Genomic DNA, 21,736 nt, shown 5'->3' with positions numbered 1-21,736 from the left:
CCGACACATGCCGCTCCAGCAACTGCTGGCCGACCTGCTCGGCGATATCAACAAGCCTGTCATCCTCTGGCAGGCGCTGGCCATCGTCGTGTGCATCGCGGTCGGCTGGGGCCTGGCGCGGCTGTTGCACCGTTCCTGGCTGGCAAGCCACCAGGAGCAGGCCCGCGGCCTGATCGGCTTCGGGATGGCCAGCTTCAGCCGCGTGCTGCCCCAGCTGCTGATCCTGGGCCTGCTGGTGGCGACGCGCGCCGTGATGGCGCGATACCAGAGCGTCCACCTGCTGGACATCGCGGTGCCGCTGTCGTCCTCGCTGGCGGTGATCCGCACCTTCTTCTACCTGCTGCGCCGCGTGTTCGCGCGGCACGGGCAGCTGGGCGAGGCGCTGCAGACCTTCGAGAAGATCTTCGCGCTGGTGGTCTGGCTTGGCGTGGCCCTGCACATCACCGGCGTGCTGCCGGACGTGATCCGCTTCTTCGAGCGCACCGTGCTGCCGATCGGCAAGCACAGGCTGTCGCTGGCGGACCTGGTCGAAGGCGTGGTCTCGATCGTGGTCCTGATGATGCTGGCGCTGTGGGCCGGCGCGGCGCTGGAAGAGCGCCTGATGAAGGTCGAGCGCATGCACAGCTCGATCAAGGTCGTGCTGGCGCGCATGAGCCGGGCGGTGCTGATCCTCGTCGCGGTGCTGTTCAGCCTGTCGCTGGCCGGCCTCGACCTCACCGTGCTGTCGGTCTTCGGCGGCGCGCTCGGTGTCGGCCTCGGTCTCGGCATGCAACGCATTGCCAGTAATTACGTGTCCGGTTTCATCATCCTGCTGGAGCGCAGCCTGACGATCGGCGATCCCATTACCTTGGATAAATATTCGGGCAAGGTGGCGCGCATCAACACGCGCTATACGGTGCTGCGCAGCGCCGACGGCACCCAGACCCTGTTGCCGAACGAAATGCTGATCACCGGCGTGGTGCTGAACCAGTCCTCGACCAACCGCAACGTGCGTGCGGTAACGAAACTGACGGTGTCCTACGACAGCGACCTGTCGGTCGTGATGCCGCTGCTGGAAGCCCAGCCGCGCGGGGTGCCCCGGGTGCTGGAGCAGCCGGCGCCGAACGTGCTGCTGAATGCGTTTACGCATGACGGCTACGAGCTCGAAGTCGGCTTCTGGCTGGGCGATCCCGAAAACGGGCAGGGCGGGCCGATCTCCGACGTGAACAAGAAGATTTATGCCTTGGTCCAGTCCGGCGAGATCAAACTTGGCCATCCGTCCATGGATACGCGGCTGCTCGATGCCCACATTACATCGCTTGTGGCGCGAACCCCGACTGCTCCTTGAAATAAGGCATGCATCAAGGTTCTAAAGCGTGCCGCATGGCAGTGGAACCGCGTAAAATGTAGGGTTGCAGGCCGCCGCGACGCTGTGGCGCGCCGACGCGATATCCATGGAGACTGAATGAATTTCTTTAGTAGCGAACCCGTGCAAGCCGTGCTGACTTTCCTGTCGACCGGCCTGCTCGACTTCACCGCCTGGCAGATCGTCATCGCCACCCTGGTGCTGACCCATATCACGATCGCCGCCGTAACGATCTACCTGCACCGCCACCAGGCGCACCGCGCGCTGGAGCTGCACGCCATTCCGAGCCACTTCTTCCGCTTCTGGCTGTGGTTGACCACCGGCCAGGTGACCAAGGAATGGGCGTCGATCCACCGCAAGCACCACGCCAAGTGCGATACCGAAGAAGATCCGCACAGCCCGCAGACCCGCGGCATCCGCAAGGTGCTGTTCGAAGGCGCCGAGCTGTACCGTGCCGAGAGCAAGGTCAAGGAAACGATGGAGAAGTACGGCCACGGCACCCCGGACGACTGGATCGAGCGCAACCTGTACACCAAGCACAGCGCCATGGGCGTGGTGCTGATGCTGTTCATTAACGTCGCGCTGTTCGGCATCGTCGGCATCTCGGTCTGGGCCGTGCAGATGATGTGGATCCCGATCACCGCCGCCGGCATCATCAACGGCATCGGCCACTACTGGGGCTACCGCAATTACGACTGCAGCGATGCGGCCACCAACATCTTCCCGCTGGGCATCCTGATCGGTGGCGAGGAACTGCACAACAACCACCACACCTTCGCCACCTCGGCCAAGCTGTCGAGCAAGTGGTACGAGTTCGACCTGGGCTGGGGCTATATCCGCATCCTGGAAACCCTGCGCCTGGCAAAGGTCAAGAAGGTCGCGCCGGCGCCGAAGTTCGCCAAGGACAAGATGGTCGCCGACCTCGACACCCTGCAGTCGGTAATCGCCAACCGCTACGACGTGATGGCCAAGTACGCCAAGTCGGTGCGTCATGCGTTCCGCGAGGAATTCGAGCACCTGAAGCACAAGGCCGAGCTGGAAGCACGCTTCCTGAAGAGCTCGCGCAAGCTGATGCAGCGCGAGCCGGCCAAGCTGGAAGCCTCGCACAAGCAGCAGCTGGTCGAGCTGTTCCAGCACAGCAAGGCGCTGGAAACCATGCACCAGATGCGCGTGGAACTGGGCGCCATCTGGGAACGTTCGCACTCGACCCGCGACCAGCTGCTGCACCAGCTGCAGGACTGGTGCGCGCGCGCCGAGGCCTCGGGCATCAAGTCGCTGCAGGACTTCTCGCTGCGCCTGCGCAGCTACGCATAAGCGGCACCGGCGGCATCCTGCCCATGGCAAGACGGCTCCTGCGGGAGCCGTTTTTTTATTCGGTGACCGCTTGCGCGCCCGGGCTAGATCAGCAGCACCTGCGCATCTTCCGGCAGCACCAGCCGGGCGCGCGGATCGAAGTCTTCGTTGCCCGTAAAGCGGTGGCAATAGACTGGAGAGTTCGCGTGGTTGCGCATCGGCTCGCTGGTCGGGTAGCTGGCCAGCAGGCGGCCGTCGTCGACGACGTCGACATGGGCGCTCGGCGACAGGCTGCACACCCACACCCCGAGCTTGCGCATCGAGGCCCACATCAGCAGGCGGAGATGCCAGGGGACCAGTGGATCGAGGGCCGCGTGCACGTCGTGCAGCAGGCGTCGTACTTCGCCGATGGTCCAGGCCTCAAGCGGCAGGGTAGGGATCAGGACCAGGTTGGCGCGCAGGTCGGATGGGTTCTTGTTGATCGAAAAACTGCCTTCCTGCTGCGCGATCCGGTCGGCCACGGGCACGATGTACAGGCCATGTTCGTTCGCATGCACCGGCAGCGCTTCGCCGCCGCCCTCGAGCCAGACGGACAGGTCGTCGGTGCGCACGCCGGGCCGGGCCGGGCGCAGCTGGACGGCCAGCGCGGCGCGGCCGGCCAGGCTCGTCTGCACCGCCTTGGCCATCGGATAGAACAGGTCCTTGTAGGGCAGCAGGCGCGTGCGCGCAGCCTTGACCTCGACGGTCGGGAGCGCGCCAGGCGGTGCGGCGGGCGTCTGGGCGTGCGCCGCCATGGCGCACAGCGCGCAGGCAGCGGCAAGCAGGTTCGACAAGGAACGCATGGTGGTCGTGGTGAAGTCGACAACGCCCTATGCTTTCACGGCCGAGCGGAAAGCGCAACATATGCACTTGCGGCGCGCTGCGTGCGCTCAAGCCGGTGTTGTATTCCACGCCTTCCCATACACGCGCGCAAAAAAAAGCCGCACGTCGAAACGGGCGGCTTTTTCGCGGAACAAGATCGTATTACTTGATCTTGGTTTCCTTGTAGATCACGTGCTTGCGTGCCTTCGGGTCGAATTTGGTGATTTCCATCTTCGCCGGCATGGTGCGCTTGTTCTTGGTGGTGGTGTAGAAGTGACCGGTACCTGCGGTCGATTCCAGCTTGATTTTGTCGCGGCCAGTTTTTGCCATGATAGCTCCCTAATTAAACTTTTTCGCCACGGGCACGCATGTCGGCCAGCACGGCGTCGATGCCGAGCTTGTCGATCACACGCAGACCGGCGTTGGACAGACGCAGGGAGACCCAGCGGTTTTCCGATTCCACGAAGATGCGGCGGTTCTGCAGGTTCGGCAGGAAACGACGCTTGGTTTTGTTGTTAGCGTGGGAGACGTTGTTGCCAACCATCACTCCCTTGCCGGTAACTTGGCAGACACGTGCCATAGTGCACTCCTTAAGAATATCCAGATTTGGAAAAACGAGAGTATAGCGTGAAAACTGACGGCAAATCAATCACTTGCGAAAAACAATTGTGTCTTATTCTAGTTCACAAATTTCACAATTCAGGATGAGCTGACTATCTCCTTGTTTTGATGCCGGTTTACGGCCTACCGACCCCCGATCTCCCTTGTGATAGCTCTGCAACAAACGGCGGAAAAATGCGCTCCGGCAGGGACATTCCGCCTTGTTGCCCTCTGGATACGCATGCTAGAGTCAAGCGGTTTGCCCTTAACTCTTCCACCCAGAACATAGGTATTCCATGCGCATACTCGCCACCCTCCTGCTCAGCCTTGCCATCCTGTCGCCGCACGCCGCCATGGCGAGTCCCGCCTCGGATGCACTGGGTAACTGTTTGAAGGACAACACCAGCGGCAAGGACCGCAAGGACCTGGCGCGCTGGATCTTCGTGTCGATGTCGGCCCATCCGGAAATCCGCAGCATGGCCTCGATCAACGAGTCCGTGCGCACCGAGACCAACAAGCAGATGGCCGACCTGGTGACGCGCCTGCTGACCGTGAACTGCACCGCGCAGACGCGTGCCGCCGCGCAGGAAGGCGGCCCCAGCATGCTGGCCTCGTTCAAGTCGCTGGGCGAGGTCGCGATGATGGAGCTGACCTCCAATCCGTCCGTGGCCGAGTCGATCAGCGCCTATGTCCAGTTCGTGGACAAGAAGAAGGTCGAGGAAGTGCTCGGCAAGTAAAAGTGCCTGAGGCCCTTGGCCGGCTTACAGCTGGCCATGCTCGGCGAAGGAATGCACCTGCGTGCCGGCCACCACGAAGTGGTCGAGCACGCGGATATCGACCAGGGCCAGCGCCTGGGCCAGCGCCGCAGTCAGGCGCAGGTCGGCCTCGCTGGGCTCGGCCACGCCGGAAGGGTGGTTGTGCGCCAGGATCACCGCGGCGGCATTGCGGCGCAGCGCCGCCTTGACCACCTCGCGCGGGTAGACGCTGGTGTGGGTGAGCGTCCCGCGGAACATTTCTTCATAGTTGATCAGGCGGTTCTTGACGTCGACGAAGAGCACGACGAAGGATTCGTGGGCCTGCAGCGCGAACTGGTGGCGCAGGTAAGCGCGCACGGCCTCCGGCGAACAGAGCGCCTTGCGTTCGAAATCCTCGGCCACGGCACGCCGGGTCAGCTCGACCGCCGCCTGCAACTGCGCATACTTGGCCGGACCGAGCCCGTGCAGCGCACCGAATTCGCTCGAACTGGCATGCAAGAGCCGATGCAGCGAGCCGAAATGGTCGAGCATGTCGCGCGCCAGCGCCACCGCGCTTTTTCCTGCAACGCCCACGCGCAGGAAGATCGCCAGCAGTTCCGTATCCGACAGCACTGCGGGTCCGCCGCGCAGCAGCCGTTCGCGCGGGCGTTGCTCTTCCGGCCAATCGGTGATTCTCATTGTCTGATCCTTGCCATAAAAAGGGACGCGTCAGGGCGTGAGAGGCGGGCGTGGCTTACAATAGCGGTTTGCCTGCAACAGGCTGCCTGCCACCACAAACGAACATGTCCAACGCACCAGTCGTCAACGAATCGTCCTACCTGACCCTGCATTATCGGCTTGCCACCGCCGACGGTACTGATCTCATCACTACCTTTAACGGCACGCCGGCCACCTTGCTGCTGGGCCAGGGCCAATTGGCACCCTTCCTCGAGGCGCGCCTGATCGGCCTGCCCGAAGGCGCGCACCAGACCTTCCAGCTGACTGCCGACGAAGCTTTCGGCGCGCGCAACCCCGACCTGATCCAACCGGTGTCGAAGGCGACGCTGGAAGAGAATTCGGTGCCGGACGCCGACTACAAGGTGGGCGAGCTGATCGAATTCAACGCGCCCAAGGGCGGGCGCTTCGCCGGCGTGCTGCTGGAAATGCGCGAGACCACGGCGCTGTTCGACTTCAACCACCCGCTGGCCGGCCAGGCCCTGCAATTCGAAGTGAAACTGATTTCGGTTCTGTAAAACAGGAAACCTTCATGGAAAACGAAATTCTGCTTGCCCAGCCGCGCGGCTTCTGCGCCGGCGTGGACCGCGCCATCGAGATCGTCGAGCGCGCCCTGCGCCAGTTCGGCGCCCCGATCTACGTGCGTCACGAAATCGTGCACAACGCCTACGTGGTGGAAGACCTGCGCAACAAGGGCGCGATCTTCATCGAGGAACTCGAGGATGTACCGGCCGGCAATACCCTGGTGTTCTCGGCCCACGGCGTCTCCAAGGCCGTACGTCTGGAGGCCGAGGCGCGCGGCCTGACCATTTTCGACGCTACCTGCCCGCTGGTGACCAAGGTCCACGTGGAAGTGGCCAAGATGCGCAAGCAGGGCTGCGAGATCGTCATGATCGGCCACGACGGCCACCCGGAAGTCGAAGGCACCATGGGCCAGGCCGAAGAAGGCATGCACCTGGTCGAGACGGTGGGCGACGTCGCCACGCTGCAAGTCAACAACCCGGACCAGCTGGCCTACGTCTCGCAGACCACGCTGTCGGTGGACGACACCGCCGACATCATCGCCGCCTTGAAGCAGCGTTTCCCGAACATCATCGAGCCGAAGAAGGGCGACATCTGCTACGCCACCACCAACCGCCAGGAAGCGGTCAAGTTCATGGCGCCGCAGGTCGAAGTCGTGGTCGTGGTCGGCAGCCCGAACAGCTCGAACTCGAACCGCCTGCGCGAAGTGGCGGAAAAGATGGGGACCCCGGCCTACATGGTCGACAATGCCGACAAGATCGACCCGCAATGGATCGCCGGCAAGAAGCGCATCGGCGTGACGGCCGGCGCCTCGGCGCCGGAAGTGCTGGTGCAGGCCGTGATCGACCGCCTGAAGGAACTGGGCGCGGCCAGCGTGCGTGCGCTCGAGGGCGTCGAAGAGAACGTGGTGTTCCCGTTGCCGAAAGGCCTGGACGGGGCCAAAGCGGCCTGATTCGCCGTCTTTACAAGAAAGCTAATTTGGCCAACTGAGCTGTTTTCCAGTATAAGTTTTCCATTTGCCAAGTTATGATGGCGGCAATCGGAACATGAACGCCAGGCCATGAACGGCACTGCGGGGCTACCCGGAGTGCCGTTTTTCTTGGGCGGTAAGTAACAGCGCGACAGAGCGGAAAGAGCGAACACGCACGATGGAAACATTCATCCAACAACTCCTCAATGGCCTGGTGATGGGCAGCATGTATGCCCTGGTCGCCCTCGGCTACACGATGGTCTACGGGGTGCTCAACCTGATCAACTTCGCCCACGGCGACGTGCTGATGATCGGCGCGATGATCGGCCTGAGCATCCTCAAGCTGCTGGAAGCCTGCATCCCCGGCCTGCCGGGCTACGTGCAGCTGGCGATCGCCATCATCGGCGCGATCCCGGTGGCGGTGCTGGTCAACATCCTGATCGAGCGCGTCGCCTACCGCCGCCTGCGCGATGCGCCGCGCCTGGCGCCGCTGATCACCGCGATCGGCGTGTCGATCCTGCTGCAGACCTTCGCCATGATGATCTGGGGCCGCAGCCCGCTGCCGTTCCCGCAGCTGCTGTCGCCGGAGCCGGTCGAGATCATGGGCGCCCTGATCTCGCCGACCCAGATCCTACTGCTGGTGCTGGCCGCCGTGGCGATGATCGGCCTGGTGCTGCTGGTCGAGCGCACCCGCATGGGCCGCGCGATGCGCGCCGTGGCCGAGAACCCGCGCGTGGCCGGCCTGATGGGCGTGGATGCAAACCGCGTGATCGTCGCCACCTTCGCCATCGGCGCCGTGCTGGCCGCGGTGGCGGGCGTGATGTGGGGCGCCAACTACGCGACGGTCACCTTCACCATGGGCATGCTGCCGGGCCTGAAGGCCTTCTGCGCCGCCGTGCTGGGCGGGATCGGCAACATCTACGGCGCCATGATCGGCGGCATCCTGCTGGGCATCATCGAAGCGCTCGGCGCCGGCTACATCGGCGACCTCACCGGCGGTTTCCTGGGCAGCCACTACCAGGATATTTTCGCCTTCGTCGTGCTGATCCTGGTGCTGACCCTGCGCCCGTCCGGCATCATGGGCGAACGCGTGGCCGACCGCGCCTGACCGCAGGAGAACCGACACCATGGCACTCCTGACTTTCGACCTCCAGCACAAGCCGCGCCAGGCCACCATCAGCATGGCGGCCGTGCTCGCATTGATGCTGGTCTTCCCCTTCGTGGCCTCCCAGTTCGGCAACTCATGGGTGCGCATCATCGACATCGCGCTGCTGTACATCATGCTGGCGCTGGGCCTGAACATCGTGGTCGGCTTCGCCGGCCTGCTCGACCTGGGCTACATCGCCTTCTTCGCGGTGGGCGCCTACCTGGTCGGCCTGTTCGCCTCGCCGCAGTTCGCCGCGCTGCTCGAATCGGTGATCTACTATTCGCCGGCGCTGGGCGAGGCCCTGGTGGCCTTCTTCGGGCCCGAGATCCAGCAGAACGGCATCCACCTGTCGGTCTGGGCGATCGTGCCGCTGGCGGCCCTGGTGGCGGCCCTGTTCGGCGCGCTGCTGGGCGCGCCGACCCTGAAGCTGCGCGGCGACTACCTCGCCATCGTGACGCTCGGCTTCGGCGAGATCATCCGCATCTTCATGAACAACCTGAACGACCCGATCAACTTCACCAACGGGCCGCAGGGGATCAACATGATCGACCCGATCCGCGTGTTCGGGGTGTCGCTGGCAGGCGAGGCGGGCTCGCAGGCCACGGTGCACATCGGCGGCTTCTCGATGCCCTCGGTGAACGCCTACTACTTCCTTTTCCTGTTTCTCACCATCGCCACCATCTTCATCACCTCGCGCCTGCAGCACTCGCGCCTGGGCCGCGCCTGGGTGGCGATCCGCGAAGACGAGATCGCGGCCAAGGCCATGGGCATCAATACCCGCAACGTCAAGCTGCTGGCCTTCGCCATGGGCGCGTCCTTCGGCGGCGTGGCCGGCGCCATGTTCGGCGCCTTCCAGGGCTTCGTGTCGCCGGAATCGTTCTCGCTGACGGAGTCGGTTGCCGTGCTGGCGATGGTGGTGCTGGGCGGGATCGGCCACATCCCGGGCGTGGTGCTGGGCGGCGTGCTGCTGGCGGCGCTGCCGGAAGTGCTGCGCCACGTGGTGGAGCCGGCGCAGCAGGCCCTGTTCGGCACCGTCGTGATCGAGGCCGAGGTGCTGCGCCAGCTGCTGTACGGCCTGGCACTGGTGCTGATCATGCTGTTCAATCCGGCCGGCCTGTGGCCGTCGCCGAACCGGGAGGAGCGGCCGAACGCCGCCCTGGCCCATGACGAGGCCAGCGACGAAGAAGGAGCCAGGGCATGAGCGAGATCCTTCTCGATATCTCCGGCGTGAACAAGCGCTTCGGCGGCCTGCAAGCCCTGACCGACGTCGGCATCCGCATCGAGCGCGGCCAGATCTACGGCCTGATCGGTCCGAACGGCGCCGGCAAGACCACCTTCTTCAACGTGATCACCGGCCTGTACCAGCCGGACAGCGGCCGTTTCGAACTGGCCGGCAAGCCGTATTCGCCGTCGGCCCCGCACGAGGTGGCCAGGGCCGGTATCGCGCGCACCTTCCAGAACATCCGCCTGTTCGGCGAGATGAGCGCGCTCGAGAACGTGATGGTGGGGCGCCACGTGCGCACCCGCCAGGGCGTGCTCGGCGCGATCCTGCGCCACAAGGCGGCGCGCGACGAGGAAGCGGCGATCCGCCGGCGCGCCCAGGAACTGCTGGACTTCGTCGGCATCGGCCAGTACGCCAACCGCACCGCCAAGTACCTGTCCTACGGCGACCAGCGCCGCCTGGAGATCGCACGCGCGCTCGCCACCGATCCGCAGCTGCTGGCGCTGGACGAACCGGCGGCCGGCATGAACGCCACCGAGAAGCTGGCCCTGCGCGAGCTGCTCGTGAAAATCAAGAACGAAGGCAAGACCGTGCTGCTGATCGAGCACGACGTCAAGCTGATGATGGGCCTGTGCGACCGCATCACGGTGCTCGAATACGGCAAGCAGATCGCGGAAGGGCTGCCGGCCGAGATCCAGAAGAACGAGGCCGTGATCAAGGCCTACCTCGGCGGAGCGCATCAATGACCGACAACATCCTGAGAATCGCCGGCCTGAAGGTCGCCTATGGCGGCATCAAGGCCGTCAAGGGCCTCGACCTGGAAGTGAACAAGGGCGAGCTGGTGACCCTGATCGGCGCCAACGGCGCCGGCAAGACCACCACCCTGAAGGCCATCACCGGCACCCTGCCGCCATGCAAGGTCGAAGGCGAGATCAGCTACCTGGGCCAGCCCCTGCGCGGCGCCCGTTCCTTCCGCATGGTGCAGCAGAAGCTGGCCATGGTGCCGGAAGGGCGGGGCGTGTTCACCCGCATGACGATCCACGAGAACCTCCTGATGGGCGCCTACACGCGTGACGACAAGGCAGGCATCGCGGCGGACATCGAGAAGTGGTACGCGGTGTTTCCGCGCCTGAAGGAGCGCTCGGCCCAGCTGGCGGGCACGCTGTCGGGCGGCGAGCAGCAAATGCTGGCGATGGCGCGCGCGCTGATGTGCCACCCGTTGCTACTGCTGCTGGACGAGCCCTCGATGGGCCTGGCGCCGATCATGGTCGAGAAGATCTTCGAGGTGATCCGCGACGTCTCGCGGCAGGGGATCACGATCCTGCTGGTGGAGCAGAACGCCCGGCTGGCGCTGCAGGCGGCGCACCGCGCGTACGTGATGGAGTCGGGCAGCCTGACCATGACGGGCGACGCGGCGCAGATGCTGGACGATCCGCGGGTGCAGGCGGCCTACCTCGGCGAATAGAGCGGAAAAACAAAAAAGCCGGGACAAGTCCCGGCTTTTCTACTTGACGCGTCGCAGCTTAGGCGGCAGCGGTCTGGGTCGCAGCAGTTGCGTTGGCGCTAGCCTTGCGAGCAGTCGCCGAAAACTGGCTCACCGCGGCGTTGACGTTGTTTTCGATCGCTTCGGCAGCCTGCTTGCTGGTCTTGCTGAACTGCTCGTAGCCGGCGTTGGCGTTGCTGATCACGGTCTTGACGGCGGCAACGAAGCTTTCCGAACCGGCCGGGGCGTTCTTGCTCACTTCGTCGACCAAGGCGATGACTTTGCGGTTGGTTTCGACGATCTGGCTTTCTGCGGCCTTCGAGAACTCGGCGCCGGTGCCGGTGGCGATGGCGGCCAGCTGGCGGTTGTACGACAGGGCTTTCTCGGCGGTCGGCTGGGCTTGCGAGGCGGTGACCGCGAAGAATTCCTGTGGGTCCTTGGCGCTCAGCAGCTGACGGGCCACGTTCGACGATTCTTCCAGGGTGCTGCGGGCCGTGCTGATGTTCAGGTCGACCAGCTTTTCCATGCCTTCGAAGGTCTTGGCGGTCAGCGAGGACAGGAGCGCGAACTGCGATTCCAGGTTGGCTTTGGTAGCATTCGAGAACTGCTCAGGAATTGCAAACATGTGATTCTCCAAATTTAAATACGTTTAGTGGATGAAATGTTGCTTGGACCGGTGAGGCAGGGTTTTCTTCGTCAGACTCTACGAAACTCTTTTTTGTGCACCGCAACAGGGCGAATTTTCAACCATGTCGTGGAACGAGTCAAGCAGATTTGACGCGCTGCACCATGAAGTGTGCATAAATTTCTGGAATTCATTGTTAGCAAGAAATTTCGAGGTTTATTGTTTGATTTAACGCAACAAAATGGGGGCGTGGCCGTCGAGCCAGGCTGGGCGCGCCGGCGTGCTAGACTAGCCGCTTGTCCTTCGCTCAACTGTGCCCGATTGTCATTACCAGCTGCTGTGCAGCATTCGTCCATGTCGCCCAGCACCCGCACCAGCGCCTCTTCCGTTTCCTCCGCTTCCTGGCTGTCGCCGGTACCGCTGCTGTTCGTGTTCCTGTGGAGCACCGGCTTCATCGTTGCCAAGCTCGGGCTGCCGTATGCGCCGCCACTGACCTTCCTGATCCTGCGCTGCCTGGGCGTGCTGGCCGTGCTGCTGCCGATCGTGTTCCTGGTGCGTGCACCATGGCCGCGCGGCCGGATCGTGCACGTGGCGGTGGCGGGTCTGCTGCTGCAGGCCGGCTACCTGGGCGGGGTATGGGCGGCCATCAAGCTGGGCATGCCGGCCGGCCTGACCGCGCTCATCGTCGGCATGCAGCCGATCCTGACCGCCGCCGCCGCGCCCCTGATCGGCGAACGGGTAAGGCCGCGCCAGTGGCTCGGCTTCGTGCTCGGCCTGTCGGGCGTGGCGCTGGTGGTGCAGGCCAAGCTGCACCTGGCGGGGCTGAGCGCCGCCGGCATTGGCTTGTGCGTGTTTGCGCTGCTGTGCATCACGGCCGGCACCATGTACCAGCGGCGCTGGTGCCCGGGCTTCGACCTGCGCACCGGCACCGTGATCCAGTTCGGCGCCACCGTGGCCGTGCTGCTGCCGCTGGCCGTGGTGCTGGAAGGGCTGGACCTGCGCTTCTCGACCGTCACCTGGAACCCCGAGTTCGTCCTGGCCTGGCTGTGGTCGGTCTTCGCGCTGTCGATCGGCGCGATCTTCTTGTTATTTACCCTGATCCGGCGCAGCCGCGCCACCGAAGTCACCAGCCTGCTGTACCTGACGCCGCCCACGACCGCCGTCATGGCCTGGCTGCTGTTCGGAGAGTCCTTCAGCGCCCTCGCACTGGCCGGCATGGCGGTGGCCGTGCTGGGCGTCGCATTCGTCGTCAAGCATTCACAAGAAAAGGAGACCCCATGATTACCAGCCCGCAGCAGGAAGCCGTCGATGCGGCGATCACTTCGCGCCGTTCGATCCGCGCTTTTCTGCCCAAGCCGGTGGAGCGCGCCGACCTCGAGCGCATCCTCGAGGTGGCCGCGCGCGCCCCGTCCGGCACCAATACCCAGCCCTGGAAGGTGTACGTGCTCACCGGCGAGGCGCGCGAGCGGCTGTGCGAGGCGATCCTGGCGGTGAATGCCGACCCCGGACAGGCGCGCCAGCATACCGAGGAATACGCCTACTATCCGCGCGAATGGGTGTCGCCCTTCGTCGACCGCCGCCGCAAGGTGGGCTGGGACCTGTACACGCTGCTGGGCCTGACGCGCGACAACAAGGCCGGCATGGCGGCCCAGCACGCGCGCAACTACCGCTTCTTCGACGCCCCGGTCGGCCTGATCTTCACGATCGACCGCATCATGGAGCAGGGCTCCTGGCTCGACTACGGCATGTTCCTGCAGAACATCATGGTCGCCGCGCGCGGCCGCGGCCTCGATACCTGCCCGCAGGCCGCCTTCACACAGTATCACCGCGTGATTGCGCAGCAGCTCGGGTTGCCGGAGAATGAAATGGTGGTGTGCGGCATGGCGCTCGGCTGGGCCGACCCGGACAAGGTCGAGAATTCGCTGGTGACCGAGCGCGAAACAGTCGCGCACTTCGCGCGCTTCGTGGAGTGATGAATTGGGGTAATAGCGTCGTAAATACTTGATTGATAAAGGCTTGTCGGTGTGTGGTGTTGCCGCGCGGAATCGAATTTCCGCTTGCGATCAGGCGTCGTTCCGCTAAACTGCATTCCGTACCTCATCAGTTTGCGCCGAAGGGTTTCCAGATGTTTAAACTTGCATTGGCTGCCGTCGTTTCGCTGCTGTTTGCGTTCCAGCCCGTTCACGCCGCCGGTGCGGGGGTGGGGGCGGGGGCCGCGTCCGAGGCCAGGGCCAGCAAGAACAAGGTCGTCAAGAAAAAGCAGCGCAAGGCCGCTCCTCGCAAGGCCGCGCGCGGCAAGCGCAAGGACCTGGCCCAGGCCATCGCCGACGATAACCGCCAACGCATGGTGCGCCGCGTGGAAATGGTGCGCGGCAAGCGCAAGGTCACTTACCAGCTGGTGCGGCGCGCCGCGCCGGCCGCGCTGGCCGTCGATCCGCGCAGCCTGGGCGACGCCGCCGGCCTGCGCCGTACCGACGATCCGCTGTCGCTGCGCTCCAACGTCGCCTTCGTGCTCGACCAGAACAGCTCGGAAGTGCTGTTCGAGAAGAACGCCAACGTCGCTCTGCCGATCGCCTCGATCACCAAGCTGATGACCGGCCTGGTGGTCGTGCAGGCCAGGCAGGACCTCGACGAAGTCCTGCGCATCACCGACGCCGACGTTGACCGCCAGAAGTATTCCAGTTCGCGCCTGCCGGTGGGCGCCCGCATGACGCGCCGCGAGCTGCTGCATATTGCCCTGATGAGTTCGGAAAACCGTGCGGCCTCGGCCCTGGGGCGCAACTACCCGGGCGGACTGTCCGCCTTTGTCGCCGCCATGAACGAGAAGGCGCGCGAACTGGGCATGAAGGACACCCGCTACGTCGATTCCAGCGGCCTGTCGAGCCGCAACGTCTCGAGCGCGCGCGACCTGGCGCGCCTGGTCGCCGTGGCCCACCAGGAACCGTTGTTGCGCGAATATTCCACCACGCCGAATTCGATCGTGAAGGCGAGCGGCCGCCCGATGCGCTACGCCAATACCAACTACCTGGTGGCGCTGCCCGACTGGAACATCGGCCTGCAGAAGACCGGGTTCATCAACGAGGCGGGCCGCTGCCTGGTGATGCAGGCGGCCATCCACGGCCGCAACGTGATCATGGTGTTCCTGGATTCGAAGGGAAAGATGTCGCGCACCGCGGACGCCGGCCGCGTGCGCCGTTTCCTCGAGTCGCTGGCGCCGAGCAAGCTCGATGTGCTGGCGCCGGGCACGCTGGGCAATGCCGATGCGCCGATCATGAGCACCGCCACCGTGGCGGCGCCGGTGCTGCACTGATCGCGCCTGTCAGATGGCCGGGGTAGGGCGGTAGCCGAGCGTCGACGAGATGCTGGCCGCGGTCTGCACCAGGTCTTCCAGCCATTCTTCCTGCAGGCGGTCGGCCGGCGCCGAGATCGACAGGCCGGCCACCAGCTTGCCGCTGTCGTCGAAAATGCCGGCGGCCATGCAGCGCACGCCCAGTTCCAGTTCCTCGTTGTCGCGCGCATAGCCGCGCGCGCGCACCAGCGACAGTTCGCGCTCGAAGCGCGCCAGGTCGGTGATCGAATTCTTGTTGTGGCCCGCCAGGCCGGTACGCGTGGCGTAGGCGCGGATCGCCTTGGCGTCGTCGATCGACAGGAACAGCTTGCCGGTCGAGGTCAGGTGCAGCGGCGCCCGGCCGCCGATCGCACGCACCACCTGCATGCCGGAGCGCTCGGAATAGGCGCGGTCGATGTAGACGATCTCGTCGCCCTGGCGCACCGACAGGTTCACGGTCTGCTGGGTCTTCTTGTGCAGGGCGCGCATGAAGTCGAGCGCCGCTTCGCGCACCGACAGGCGGCTTTTCACCACATTGCCCAGTTCCAGCAGGCGCATGCCGAGGCGGTAAGTGCCCGGCTCAACGCGGTCGACGAAGCGCGTGACCACCATGTCGTTCAGGATACGGTGCGCGGTCGAGGGGTGGAGCCCGGACACCTTCGACAGTTCCTTCAGGCTCACCGGATCGGAATACGTGGCCAGCGCGTCGAGCAGGGCCATCATGCGCTCGATCACCTGGATCGAGGTCTTGGCCGAGGCCGGGGAGGCCGAGGCGGGCGCCAGTTCTGGGGTTTCCATTTTCATGATGTGGTTGGTGCAGTGCAGTATTCTCCACTTTATACCATGATGTGAAACGGGGATGCAAACCGATGGGCTTTAGTGTGCAAGGTCTTGTCGGAACGGCATAATGAGGTTCCTGCATTTAATTCTTTCAATTCATGGAACACCCGATCAGCGAATTCAAGACCAAGCGCGGCATTGCGCGCATCCTGTCGGCCTGCCGCAATACCGCGGACGGGCTGTCCTGGGCATGGCGCAGCGAAGCGGCGTTCCGCCAGGAGGTCGTGGTGATCGCCATCGCCACCGTGGTGGCCCTACTGCTGCCGGTGTCGGCCTTCCAGAAACTGGTGCTGATCGGCGTACTCGTCCTGGTGCTGATCGTCGAGATCATCAATTCGGCCATCGAAGCGATCGTCGACCGCATCTCGCTCGAACGCCATCCCTTGTCGAAAGTCGCCAAGGACATGGGCAGCGCCGCCGTCGCCTTGACCCTGCTGCTGGCGTTTGCCAGCTGGTGCGTCGTCCTGTACAGCCGCTTTTTCTAAGATCTGTTGGGGAACAAGCAAATAACAAAGCTGTCGTTTGCTACACTGCCAAGTCCACTTAGACTATGTCCCGACATAGCCACCCCGCAGTCCACACATGGAGAAATGAAGATGACCCTACGCCTCGGCGATACCGCCCCCGATTTCGAGCAGGATTCCAGCATCGGCAAGATCCGCTTCCATGAGTGGGCGGGCGATTCCTGGGTGGTGCTGTTCTCGCACCCGGCCGACTTCACCCCGGTCTGCACCACCGAGCTGGGCCTGACCGCCAAGCTGAAGCCGGAATTCGACAAGCGCAACGTCAAGGCGATCGCGCTGTCGGTCGACCCGGCCGACCAGCACCGCGCCTGGATCAAGGATATCGAAGAGACCCAGCAGACCGTGGTCGGGTTCCCGATCATCGCCGACGCCGACAAGTCGGTGTCCGCGCTGTACGACATGATCCACCCGGAAGCCTCGGCCACCGCCACCGTGCGCTCGCTGTTCGTGATCGACCCGGCCAAGAAGGTGCGCCTGATGATCACCTACCCGATGAGCACCGGCCGCAACTTCGACGAAGTGCTGCGCGTGATCGACGCCCTGCAACTGACCGACGGCTACACCGTGGCCACCCCGGGCAACTGGAAGGACGGCGACGACGTCATCATCCCGCTGACCGTGCAGGATCCGGCCGTCCTCCAGCAGAAGTATCCGAAGGGCTACACGGCGCCGCGTCCTTACCTGCGCCTGACTCCGCAGCCGAACAAGTAAATCCCATACATGGGCGGCGGCATTGCCGCCGCCCATTGCCTGCATAAGCAAATAAGAAACCTGTTGTTTGCTTCATTGCCGAGTCCCCTTACGCTGTGGCTTAACGTAAGGGTAAAAGCATGTCGACGACGTACATCATCGCGGGGTTCGCAGTAGGGCTGCTGGTCGGCATGACCGGCGTGGGCGGCGGCTCGCTCATGACGCCGCTGCTGACCTTGCTGTTCGGCGTCTCGCCCTCGGTGGCGGTCGGCACCGACCTGGCCTTCGCGTCGATCACCAAGGGTGTCGGCACCGTCACCCACCGTTTCAACCGCACCGTCCAGTGGCCGATCGTCGGCCGCCTGTGCCTGGGCGCCCTGCCGGCCGCGCTGGTGGCGACCCTGGCGCTCAAGCAATTTGGCGGGCTCGACGAACAGATCGGCCAGCTGATCCGCTATTCGATCGCCGTCTCGGTCATGCTGACCGTGGTCGCGCTGCTGTTCCGCGCCCGCATGCTGGCCTGGGTCAATGCCAGGCCGGGACGCCAGCTGCAGGGCAGGGCGCTCACCATTGCCACCGTCGCCTCGGGCGCCGTGCTGGGCGTGCTCGTCACCGTGTCCTCGATCGGCGCGGGCGCCATCGGCGCCACCCTGCTGGTCATGCTGTATCCGCGCCTGAGTTCGGCCGAGGTGGCCGGCACCGACATCGCTTACGCGGTGCCGCTGACCGCGATCGCCGCGATCGGCCACTGGTGGCTGGGCTCGATCGACTGGATGCTGCTGCTGACCCTGCTCATCGGCTCGGTGCCCGGCATCACGCTGGGCGCGATGGCGGCGCGCAAGGTGCCCGAGCGCGTGCTGCGCGGCCTGCTGGCGACGACGCTCACCGGCGTGGCGGCCAAGCTGGTGTTCTGATCCCGGTTTGCCAAGCCCTAATAGCCGAAACCGTCTATGCAAATGAGGAAAGTTTCGTTTGTAATATAAGGGCTGCGTGAGATTATGGTGGCCCGTTAGAAGAATTTGTAATAAGGGCCCGCATGCACACCTACAGCAGCCCGCGCAGATCCCCCGGCCGCGTTATTCCCGGCTTCGGCATCTCGCTCGGGTTCACGATTTTCTACCTCGCGCTGATCGTCCTGATCCCGCTGTCGGCGGTCTTCCTGAAGACCTTCACGATGAGCTGGGAAGCGTTCTGGAGCGCCGTCACCTCCGAACGGGTGATGGCCTCCTACCGCCTCAGCTTCGGCGCCTCGCTGCTGGCGGCCTTCCTCAACGTCATCTTCGGCGGCATCGTGGCCTGGGTGCTGGTGCGCTACAACTTCCCCGGCAAGCGCATCGTCGACGCCCTGGTCGACCTGCCGTTCGCGCTGCCCACCGCGGTGGCCGGCATCACGCTCACCGCCCTGTACTCGCACAACGGCCTGATCGGCGAACAGCTGGCCAAGCTCGGCATCAAGGTGGCCTTCACGCCGCTGGGCGTGGTGCTGGCCCTGACCTTCATCGGCCTGCCCTTCGTGGTGCGCACGGTGCAGCCGGTGCTGGAAGAAGCCGAGCGCGAGCTGGAAGAAGCCGCGGCCAGCCTGGGCGCCTCGCCGCTGCAGACCTTCCGGCGCGTGGTGCTGCCGACGATCGTGCCGGCGCTGCTGACCGGCTTCGCGCTGGCCTTTGCCCGCGCGACCGGCGAATACGGCTCGGTGATCTTCATCGCCGGCAACCTGCCGATGGTCTCCGAGATCACGCCGCTGTTCATCATCACCAAACTCGAGCAGTACGACTACGCGGGCGCCACGGCGATCGCGGTGGTCATGCTGGTCATCTCGTTCATCCTGCTGCTGACGATTAACCTGCTGCAGGCATGGACCCGCAAACGGGCAGGCAAAGGGGTACGCAACTGATGAGCGCAGTCCTCGACAACATCAAGGCGGCGCCGAAGGCCGCACCGGCTCGGCGCCCGAAGAACAACGTGCTCGAGCCCGACTGGGTGCGCTACCTCCTGATCGCGGTCGCGCTGAGCTTCCTGACCCTGTTCCTGTTCGTGCCGCTGGCGGCCGTGTTCATCGAGGCGCTCAAGCGCGGCTGGGACGTCTACCTGGAATCGATCACGGATCCGGATGCGGTGTCGGCCATCAAGCTCACGCTCATCGCGGCCGGCATCTCGGTGCCGCTGAACCTGGTGTTCGGCGTGGCCGCCGCCTGGGCCATCGCCAAGTTCGAGTTCCGCGGCAAGAGCATCCTGCTCACGCTGATCGACCTGCCGTTCTCGGTGTCGCCGGTGATCGCGGGCCTGATCTACGTGCTGCTGTTCGGCGCCCAGGGCTGGTTCGGCGAGTGGCTGCTCGCACACGACATCAAGATCCTGTTCGCGGTGCCGGGCATCGTGCTGGCGACCATCTTCATCACCTTCCCCTTCGTGGCGCGCGAGCTGATTCCGCTGATGCAGCAGCAGGGCACCGAAGAAGAAGAGGCCGCGCTGGTGCTGGGCGCCTCGGGCTGGTCGACCTTCCGGCGCGTGACGCTGCCGAACATCAAGTGGGGCCTGCTGTACGGCGTCATCTTGTGTAACGCCCGCGCCATGGGCGAGTTCGGGGCGGTGTCGGTGGTGTCGGGCCACATCCGCGGCGAGACCAACACCATGCCGCTGCAGGTCGAGATCCTCTACAACGAATACAACTTCACGGCCGCGTTCGCGATCGCATCCTTGCTGGCGCTGCTGGCGCTGGTGACCCTGGCGGTGAAGAGCTTTATCGAATGGCGCCTGCACCAGGTACGCAAGGCCGCCGCCGCAGAACGACAAACGGAGCAAGCAGCATGACGATCGAAGTCCAACACATCCGCAAACAGTTCGGCCAGTTCACCGCGCTCGACGACGTGTCGCTGCAGTTCCCGGATGGCCAGCTGACCGCCTTGCTCGGCCCATCGGGCTGCGGCAAGACCACCCTGCTGCGCGTGATCGCCGGCCTGGAACATCCCGATTCCGGCGCCGTGCTGCTCGACGGCCAGGACGCCTCGCACCGCCACGTGCGCGAGCGCCAGGTCGGCTTCGTGTTCCAGCACTATGCGCTGTTCAAGCACATGACCGTGTTCGAGAACGTCGCCTTCGGCCTGCGCGTGAAACCGCGCAAGGAACGCCCGTCCGAGCAGCAGATCCGCGACAAGGTACGCCAGCTGCTCGAGCTGGTGCAGCTCGACTGGATCGCCGACCGCTATCCGCCGCAGCTCTCGGGCGGCCAGCGCCAGCGGATCGCGCTGGCGCGCGCGCTGGCGGTGGAGCCGCGCGTGCTGCTGCTCGACGAACCCTTCGGCGCGCTGGACGCCAAGGTGCGCAAGGAACTGCGCCGCTGGCTGCGCCGCCTGCACGACGAGCTGCACGTGACCTCGATCTTCGTCACCCACGACCAGGAAGAGGCGCTCGAGGTGGCCGACCAGGTGGTGCTGATGAACAAGGGCCGCGTCGAGCAGCTCGGCACGCCCGATGCCGTGTACAACAAGCCGGCTTCGCCTTTTGTGTACGGCTTCCTGGGCAACGTCAACCTGTTCCACGGCCGCGTGCACGAAGGCGTGCTGGCCAGCGGCGAGGCGCAATTCAGGGCGCCCGAGCACGTTGGCGTGCGCAACGGCGAAGGCATCGGCTACGTGCGCCCGCACGATCTCGACGTCGAACGCTACACGCCGGGCGCAGGCGACCAGGGGGGCGTGGTCGCCAGGCTGCGCCGCGCGCACGCGATCGGCCCGCTGGCCCAGCTCGACCTGGAGCGCGCCGACAACCAGCAGCTGATCGAGGCGGTGATGCCGAACGAGCTGTTCGCGCGCCACGGCTTCGTCGAGGGCGACACCCTGGTGGTCAAGCCGCGCCGCATCGAAGTGTTCGTGGACGCCGGCGAGGGCATATGAATTTCCAGCAGCTGCGTTCGGTGCGCGAAGCCGCGCGCCGCGACTTCAACCTGACCGAAGTGGCCAATGCCCTGTTCACCTCGCAGCCCGGGGTATCGCGCCAGATCCGCGAGCTCGAGGAAGAACTCGGGGTCGTGATCTTCGAGCGCAACGGCAAGCGCCTGACCGGCCTGACGCCGCCGGGCAAGGGCATCCTCAAGATCGTCGAACGCCTGCTGGTCGAGGCCGAGAACCTGCAGCAGGCCAGCGCCGAGTTCGCGGCCCAGGACAGCGGCACGCTGACGGTCGCCGTCACCCACACCCAGGCGCGCTATGCGCTGCCGCAGGTGGTGCAGTCCTTCCGCAACGCCTTCCCGGGCGTGCGTATCGCCCTGCAGCAGAGCGCGCCGGAACACATCGCGGAATGGGTCCTGTCGGGCAAGGCCGACATCGGCATCGCCACCGAGGGCCTGTCGGCCTTCCCCGACCTGGTGTCCTTCCCGTGCTACCGCTGGAGCCACCTGGTGGTGGCGCCGGAAACGCATCCGATCTTTTCGATGGCGACGCCGCTGCGCCTGGAAGACCTGGCCGACTACCCGCTCATCACTTACGACGTCGGCTTCACCGGCCGCAGCCACATCGATGCGGCCTTCGTCGAAGCCGGGCTGGCGCCCGACATCGTGCTCACCGCGATGGATTCGGACGTCATCAAGCAGTACGTGGCGCTGGGCATGGGTGTCGGCATCGTGGCCTCGATGGCCTTCGATCATGGGCGCGACAAGGGCATGCGCGCGATCGAGGCCTCGCACCTGTTCGCGCCGAACGTGACGCGCCTGGCCGTGCGCAAGGGCGCCTACCTGCGGGCGTATGCGTATCACTTCATCGAGCGTTTCGCCCAGGGGTATACGCGCTCGGATATCGAGAAGGCCTTGCAGGCGGCGGAATGAG

The 21,736-nt window shown here is 64.8% G+C and carries 25 protein-coding genes; 19 read left to right on the top strand and 6 right to left on the bottom strand.

Features of this window, described 5'->3' with window-relative positions:
- Positions 1-7 precede the first annotated feature (7 nt).
- The gene (locus AB3347_RS21700; RefSeq protein ID WP_369093795.1) at positions 8-1,327 is read left to right on the top strand and encodes a mechanosensitive ion channel family protein; all 1,320 of its coding nucleotides are present in this window, start codon (positions 8-10) and stop codon (positions 1,325-1,327) included.
- Between the two features lie 117 nt (positions 1,328-1,444).
- Positions 1,445-2,659 carry a fatty acid desaturase gene (locus AB3347_RS21695; protein WP_369093794.1) on the top strand — a complete coding sequence of 405 codons (1,215 nt, stop codon included), beginning with the start codon at positions 1,445-1,447 and terminating at the stop codon, positions 2,657-2,659.
- An 83-nt stretch (positions 2,660-2,742) separates the two neighbouring features.
- On the opposite strand, the gene AB3347_RS21690 is transcribed toward AB3347_RS21695, so the two are convergent.
- The 3 genes from AB3347_RS21690 to rpmB form a co-directional block, all read right to left on the bottom strand.
- Positions 2,743-3,480 (bottom strand): hypothetical protein, encoded by a 738-nt coding sequence (locus tag AB3347_RS21690; RefSeq protein WP_369093793.1) that lies wholly within the window; start codon positions 3,478-3,480, stop codon positions 2,743-2,745.
- Between the two features lie 181 nt (positions 3,481-3,661).
- Entirely contained in the window at positions 3,662-3,829 is a 168-nt protein-coding gene (gene rpmG, locus AB3347_RS21685) for a 50S ribosomal protein L33 (RefSeq protein ID WP_005665735.1), read from the bottom strand.
- A 13-nt stretch (positions 3,830-3,842) separates the two neighbouring features.
- Positions 3,843-4,079, bottom strand: coding sequence for a 50S ribosomal protein L28 (rpmB, locus tag AB3347_RS21680; RefSeq protein ID WP_026354825.1), 237 nt, complete (start codon positions 4,077-4,079; stop codon positions 3,843-3,845).
- 316 nt (positions 4,080-4,395) lie between these two features.
- Between rpmB and AB3347_RS21675 the strand changes: the two genes are divergently transcribed.
- Positions 4,396-4,836 carry a hypothetical protein gene (locus AB3347_RS21675; protein WP_369093792.1) on the top strand — a complete coding sequence of 147 codons (441 nt, stop codon included), beginning with the start codon at positions 4,396-4,398 and terminating at the stop codon, positions 4,834-4,836.
- Between the two features lie 24 nt (positions 4,837-4,860).
- Here the strand turns inward: AB3347_RS21675 and radC are convergent, their stop codons facing one another.
- Positions 4,861-5,532, bottom strand: coding sequence for a DNA repair protein RadC (gene radC / locus AB3347_RS21670; protein WP_369093791.1), 672 nt, complete (start codon positions 5,530-5,532; stop codon positions 4,861-4,863).
- A gap of 104 nt (positions 5,533-5,636) precedes the next feature.
- Between radC and AB3347_RS21665 the strand changes: the two genes are divergently transcribed.
- From AB3347_RS21665 to AB3347_RS21640, 6 genes are all read left to right on the top strand, one after another.
- Positions 5,637-6,086 (top strand): peptidylprolyl isomerase, encoded by a 450-nt coding sequence (locus tag AB3347_RS21665; RefSeq protein ID WP_369093790.1) that lies wholly within the window; start codon positions 5,637-5,639, stop codon positions 6,084-6,086.
- A 14-nt stretch (positions 6,087-6,100) separates the two neighbouring features.
- Positions 6,101-7,042 carry a 4-hydroxy-3-methylbut-2-enyl diphosphate reductase gene (gene ispH, locus AB3347_RS21660; RefSeq protein ID WP_369093789.1) on the top strand — a complete coding sequence of 314 codons (942 nt, stop codon included), beginning with the start codon at positions 6,101-6,103 and terminating at the stop codon, positions 7,040-7,042.
- A 196-nt stretch (positions 7,043-7,238) separates the two neighbouring features.
- Positions 7,239-8,168: a branched-chain amino acid ABC transporter permease gene (locus AB3347_RS21655; protein WP_369093788.1), complete on the top strand. Its 930-nt coding sequence runs from the start codon at positions 7,239-7,241 to the stop codon at positions 8,166-8,168.
- Between the two features lie 19 nt (positions 8,169-8,187).
- Complete coding sequence (locus AB3347_RS21650) at positions 8,188-9,408, top strand: ABC transporter ATP-binding protein (RefSeq protein WP_369093787.1); 1,221 nt, start codon at positions 8,188-8,190, stop codon at positions 9,406-9,408.
- Positions 9,405-10,175 carry an ABC transporter ATP-binding protein gene (locus AB3347_RS21645; RefSeq protein WP_369093786.1) on the top strand — a complete coding sequence of 257 codons (771 nt, stop codon included), beginning with the start codon at positions 9,405-9,407 and terminating at the stop codon, positions 10,173-10,175. Before AB3347_RS21650 ends, AB3347_RS21645 begins: the two co-directional genes overlap by 4 nt.
- Complete coding sequence (locus AB3347_RS21640; protein ID WP_369093785.1) at positions 10,172-10,894, top strand: ABC transporter ATP-binding protein; 723 nt, start codon at positions 10,172-10,174, stop codon at positions 10,892-10,894. Before AB3347_RS21645 ends, AB3347_RS21640 begins: the two co-directional genes overlap by 4 nt.
- A 58-nt stretch (positions 10,895-10,952) precedes the next feature.
- On the opposite strand, the gene phaP is transcribed toward AB3347_RS21640, so the two are convergent.
- Positions 10,953-11,537: a TIGR01841 family phasin gene (phaP, locus tag AB3347_RS21635; RefSeq protein ID WP_369093784.1), complete on the bottom strand. Its 585-nt coding sequence runs from the start codon at positions 11,535-11,537 to the stop codon at positions 10,953-10,955.
- A 354-nt stretch (positions 11,538-11,891) separates the two neighbouring features.
- On the opposite strand from phaP, the gene AB3347_RS21630 reads away from it, so the two are divergent.
- The 3 genes from AB3347_RS21630 to AB3347_RS21620 all read left to right on the top strand — a co-directional run bounded on the left by AB3347_RS21630 (position 11,892) and on the right by AB3347_RS21620 (position 14,847).
- On the top strand, positions 11,892-12,818 hold the full coding sequence (locus AB3347_RS21630; protein WP_369093783.1) for a DMT family transporter: 927 nt from the start codon (positions 11,892-11,894) through the stop codon (positions 12,816-12,818).
- Positions 12,815-13,510, top strand: coding sequence for a nitroreductase (locus tag AB3347_RS21625; protein ID WP_369093782.1), 696 nt, complete (start codon positions 12,815-12,817; stop codon positions 13,508-13,510). Before AB3347_RS21630 ends, AB3347_RS21625 begins: the two co-directional genes overlap by 4 nt.
- A 152-nt stretch (positions 13,511-13,662) precedes the next feature.
- A complete protein-coding gene (locus AB3347_RS21620; RefSeq protein ID WP_369093781.1) occupies positions 13,663-14,847 on the top strand; it encodes a serine hydrolase in 1,185 nt (394 codons plus the stop codon).
- A gap of 9 nt (positions 14,848-14,856) precedes the next feature.
- Here AB3347_RS21620 and AB3347_RS21615 read toward each other — a convergent pair whose 3' ends face one another.
- The gene (locus tag AB3347_RS21615) at positions 14,857-15,669 is read right to left on the bottom strand and encodes an IclR family transcriptional regulator (protein WP_369093780.1); all 813 of its coding nucleotides are present in this window, start codon (positions 15,667-15,669) and stop codon (positions 14,857-14,859) included.
- A gap of 134 nt (positions 15,670-15,803) precedes the next feature.
- Here AB3347_RS21615 and AB3347_RS21610 point away from each other — a divergent pair, with 134 nt between their 5' ends.
- The 7 genes from AB3347_RS21610 (at position 15,804) to AB3347_RS21580 (ending at position 21,735) form a co-directional block, all read left to right on the top strand.
- Positions 15,804-16,190 carry a diacylglycerol kinase gene (locus AB3347_RS21610; protein ID WP_369093779.1) on the top strand — a complete coding sequence of 129 codons (387 nt, stop codon included), beginning with the start codon at positions 15,804-15,806 and terminating at the stop codon, positions 16,188-16,190.
- Positions 16,191-16,301: 111 nt separating this feature from the next.
- Entirely contained in the window at positions 16,302-16,940 is a 639-nt protein-coding gene (locus AB3347_RS21605) for a peroxiredoxin (RefSeq protein WP_369093778.1), read from the top strand.
- Between the two features lie 119 nt (positions 16,941-17,059).
- Positions 17,060-17,833 (top strand): sulfite exporter TauE/SafE family protein, encoded by a 774-nt coding sequence (locus AB3347_RS21600; RefSeq protein ID WP_369093777.1) that lies wholly within the window; start codon positions 17,060-17,062, stop codon positions 17,831-17,833.
- Between the two features lie 122 nt (positions 17,834-17,955).
- Entirely contained in the window at positions 17,956-18,813 is an 858-nt protein-coding gene (cysT, locus tag AB3347_RS21595; RefSeq protein ID WP_369093776.1) for a sulfate ABC transporter permease subunit CysT, read from the top strand.
- A complete protein-coding gene (cysW, locus tag AB3347_RS21590) occupies positions 18,813-19,730 on the top strand; it encodes a sulfate ABC transporter permease subunit CysW (protein WP_369093775.1) in 918 nt (305 codons plus the stop codon). Before cysT ends, cysW begins: the two co-directional genes overlap by 1 nt.
- The gene (locus tag AB3347_RS21585) at positions 19,727-20,809 is read left to right on the top strand and encodes a sulfate/molybdate ABC transporter ATP-binding protein (RefSeq protein WP_369093774.1); all 1,083 of its coding nucleotides are present in this window, start codon (positions 19,727-19,729) and stop codon (positions 20,807-20,809) included. The genes cysW and AB3347_RS21585 overlap by 4 nt, the downstream gene beginning before the upstream one ends.
- Positions 20,806-21,735, top strand: a complete 930-nt coding sequence (locus AB3347_RS21580; RefSeq protein WP_369093773.1) for a CysB family HTH-type transcriptional regulator — start codon at positions 20,806-20,808, stop codon at positions 21,733-21,735. Before AB3347_RS21585 ends, AB3347_RS21580 begins: the two co-directional genes overlap by 4 nt.
- The last annotated feature ends 1 nt before the right edge of the window (position 21,736 follow it).

The organism is Massilia sp. X63, assembly GCF_041023745.1.
Lineage (GTDB): Bacteria > Pseudomonadota > Gammaproteobacteria > Burkholderiales > Burkholderiaceae_D > Telluria.
The sequence above is the reverse complement of the archived record's forward strand: the minus strand, read 5'-3'. Positions and strand labels throughout refer to the sequence as shown.

Bases quoted from the DNA above. Each gene is read 5' to 3' on its own strand.
- AB3347_RS21665 (WP_369093790.1), top strand. From the start codon at position 5,637: ATGTCCAACGCACCAGTCGTCAACGAATCGTCCTACCTGACCCTGCAT.
- AB3347_RS21600 (WP_369093777.1), top strand. From the start codon at position 17,060: ATGTCGACGACGTACATCATCGCGGGGTTCGCAGTAGGGCTGCTGGTC.
- phaP (WP_369093784.1), bottom strand. From the start codon at position 11,537: ATGTTTGCAATTCCTGAGCAGTTCTCGAATGCTACCAAAGCCAACCTG.
- AB3347_RS21610 (WP_369093779.1), top strand. From the start codon at position 15,804: ATGGAACACCCGATCAGCGAATTCAAGACCAAGCGCGGCATTGCGCGC.
- AB3347_RS21630 (WP_369093783.1), top strand. From the start codon at position 11,892: ATGTCGCCCAGCACCCGCACCAGCGCCTCTTCCGTTTCCTCCGCTTCC.
- AB3347_RS21620 (WP_369093781.1), top strand. From the start codon at position 13,663: ATGTTTAAACTTGCATTGGCTGCCGTCGTTTCGCTGCTGTTTGCGTTC.
- AB3347_RS21650 (WP_369093787.1), top strand. From the start codon at position 8,188: ATGGCACTCCTGACTTTCGACCTCCAGCACAAGCCGCGCCAGGCCACC.
- AB3347_RS21675 (WP_369093792.1), top strand. From the start codon at position 4,396: ATGCGCATACTCGCCACCCTCCTGCTCAGCCTTGCCATCCTGTCGCCG.
- AB3347_RS21625 (WP_369093782.1), top strand. From the start codon at position 12,815: ATGATTACCAGCCCGCAGCAGGAAGCCGTCGATGCGGCGATCACTTCG.
- AB3347_RS21580 (WP_369093773.1), top strand. From the start codon at position 20,806: ATGAATTTCCAGCAGCTGCGTTCGGTGCGCGAAGCCGCGCGCCGCGAC.
- AB3347_RS21605 (WP_369093778.1), top strand. From the start codon at position 16,302: ATGACCCTACGCCTCGGCGATACCGCCCCCGATTTCGAGCAGGATTCC.
- AB3347_RS21640 (WP_369093785.1), top strand. From the start codon at position 10,172: ATGACCGACAACATCCTGAGAATCGCCGGCCTGAAGGTCGCCTATGGC.
- AB3347_RS21655 (WP_369093788.1), top strand. From the start codon at position 7,239: ATGGAAACATTCATCCAACAACTCCTCAATGGCCTGGTGATGGGCAGC.
- rpmG (WP_005665735.1), bottom strand. From the start codon at position 3,829: ATGGCAAAAACTGGCCGCGACAAAATCAAGCTGGAATCGACCGCAGGT.
- AB3347_RS21585 (WP_369093774.1), top strand. From the start codon at position 19,727: ATGACGATCGAAGTCCAACACATCCGCAAACAGTTCGGCCAGTTCACC.
- rpmB (WP_026354825.1), bottom strand. From the start codon at position 4,079: ATGGCACGTGTCTGCCAAGTTACCGGCAAGGGAGTGATGGTTGGCAAC.
- ispH (WP_369093789.1), top strand. From the start codon at position 6,101: ATGGAAAACGAAATTCTGCTTGCCCAGCCGCGCGGCTTCTGCGCCGGC.
- AB3347_RS21615 (WP_369093780.1), bottom strand. From the start codon at position 15,669: ATGAAAATGGAAACCCCAGAACTGGCGCCCGCCTCGGCCTCCCCGGCC.
- cysT (WP_369093776.1), top strand. From the start codon at position 17,956: ATGCACACCTACAGCAGCCCGCGCAGATCCCCCGGCCGCGTTATTCCC.
- AB3347_RS21645 (WP_369093786.1), top strand. From the start codon at position 9,405: ATGAGCGAGATCCTTCTCGATATCTCCGGCGTGAACAAGCGCTTCGGC.
- cysW (WP_369093775.1), top strand. From the start codon at position 18,813: ATGAGCGCAGTCCTCGACAACATCAAGGCGGCGCCGAAGGCCGCACCG.
- radC (WP_369093791.1), bottom strand. From the start codon at position 5,532: ATGAGAATCACCGATTGGCCGGAAGAGCAACGCCCGCGCGAACGGCTG.
- AB3347_RS21695 (WP_369093794.1), top strand. From the start codon at position 1,445: ATGAATTTCTTTAGTAGCGAACCCGTGCAAGCCGTGCTGACTTTCCTG.
- AB3347_RS21700 (WP_369093795.1), top strand. From the start codon at position 8: ATGCCGCTCCAGCAACTGCTGGCCGACCTGCTCGGCGATATCAACAAG.
- AB3347_RS21690 (WP_369093793.1), bottom strand. From the start codon at position 3,480: ATGCGTTCCTTGTCGAACCTGCTTGCCGCTGCCTGCGCGCTGTGCGCC.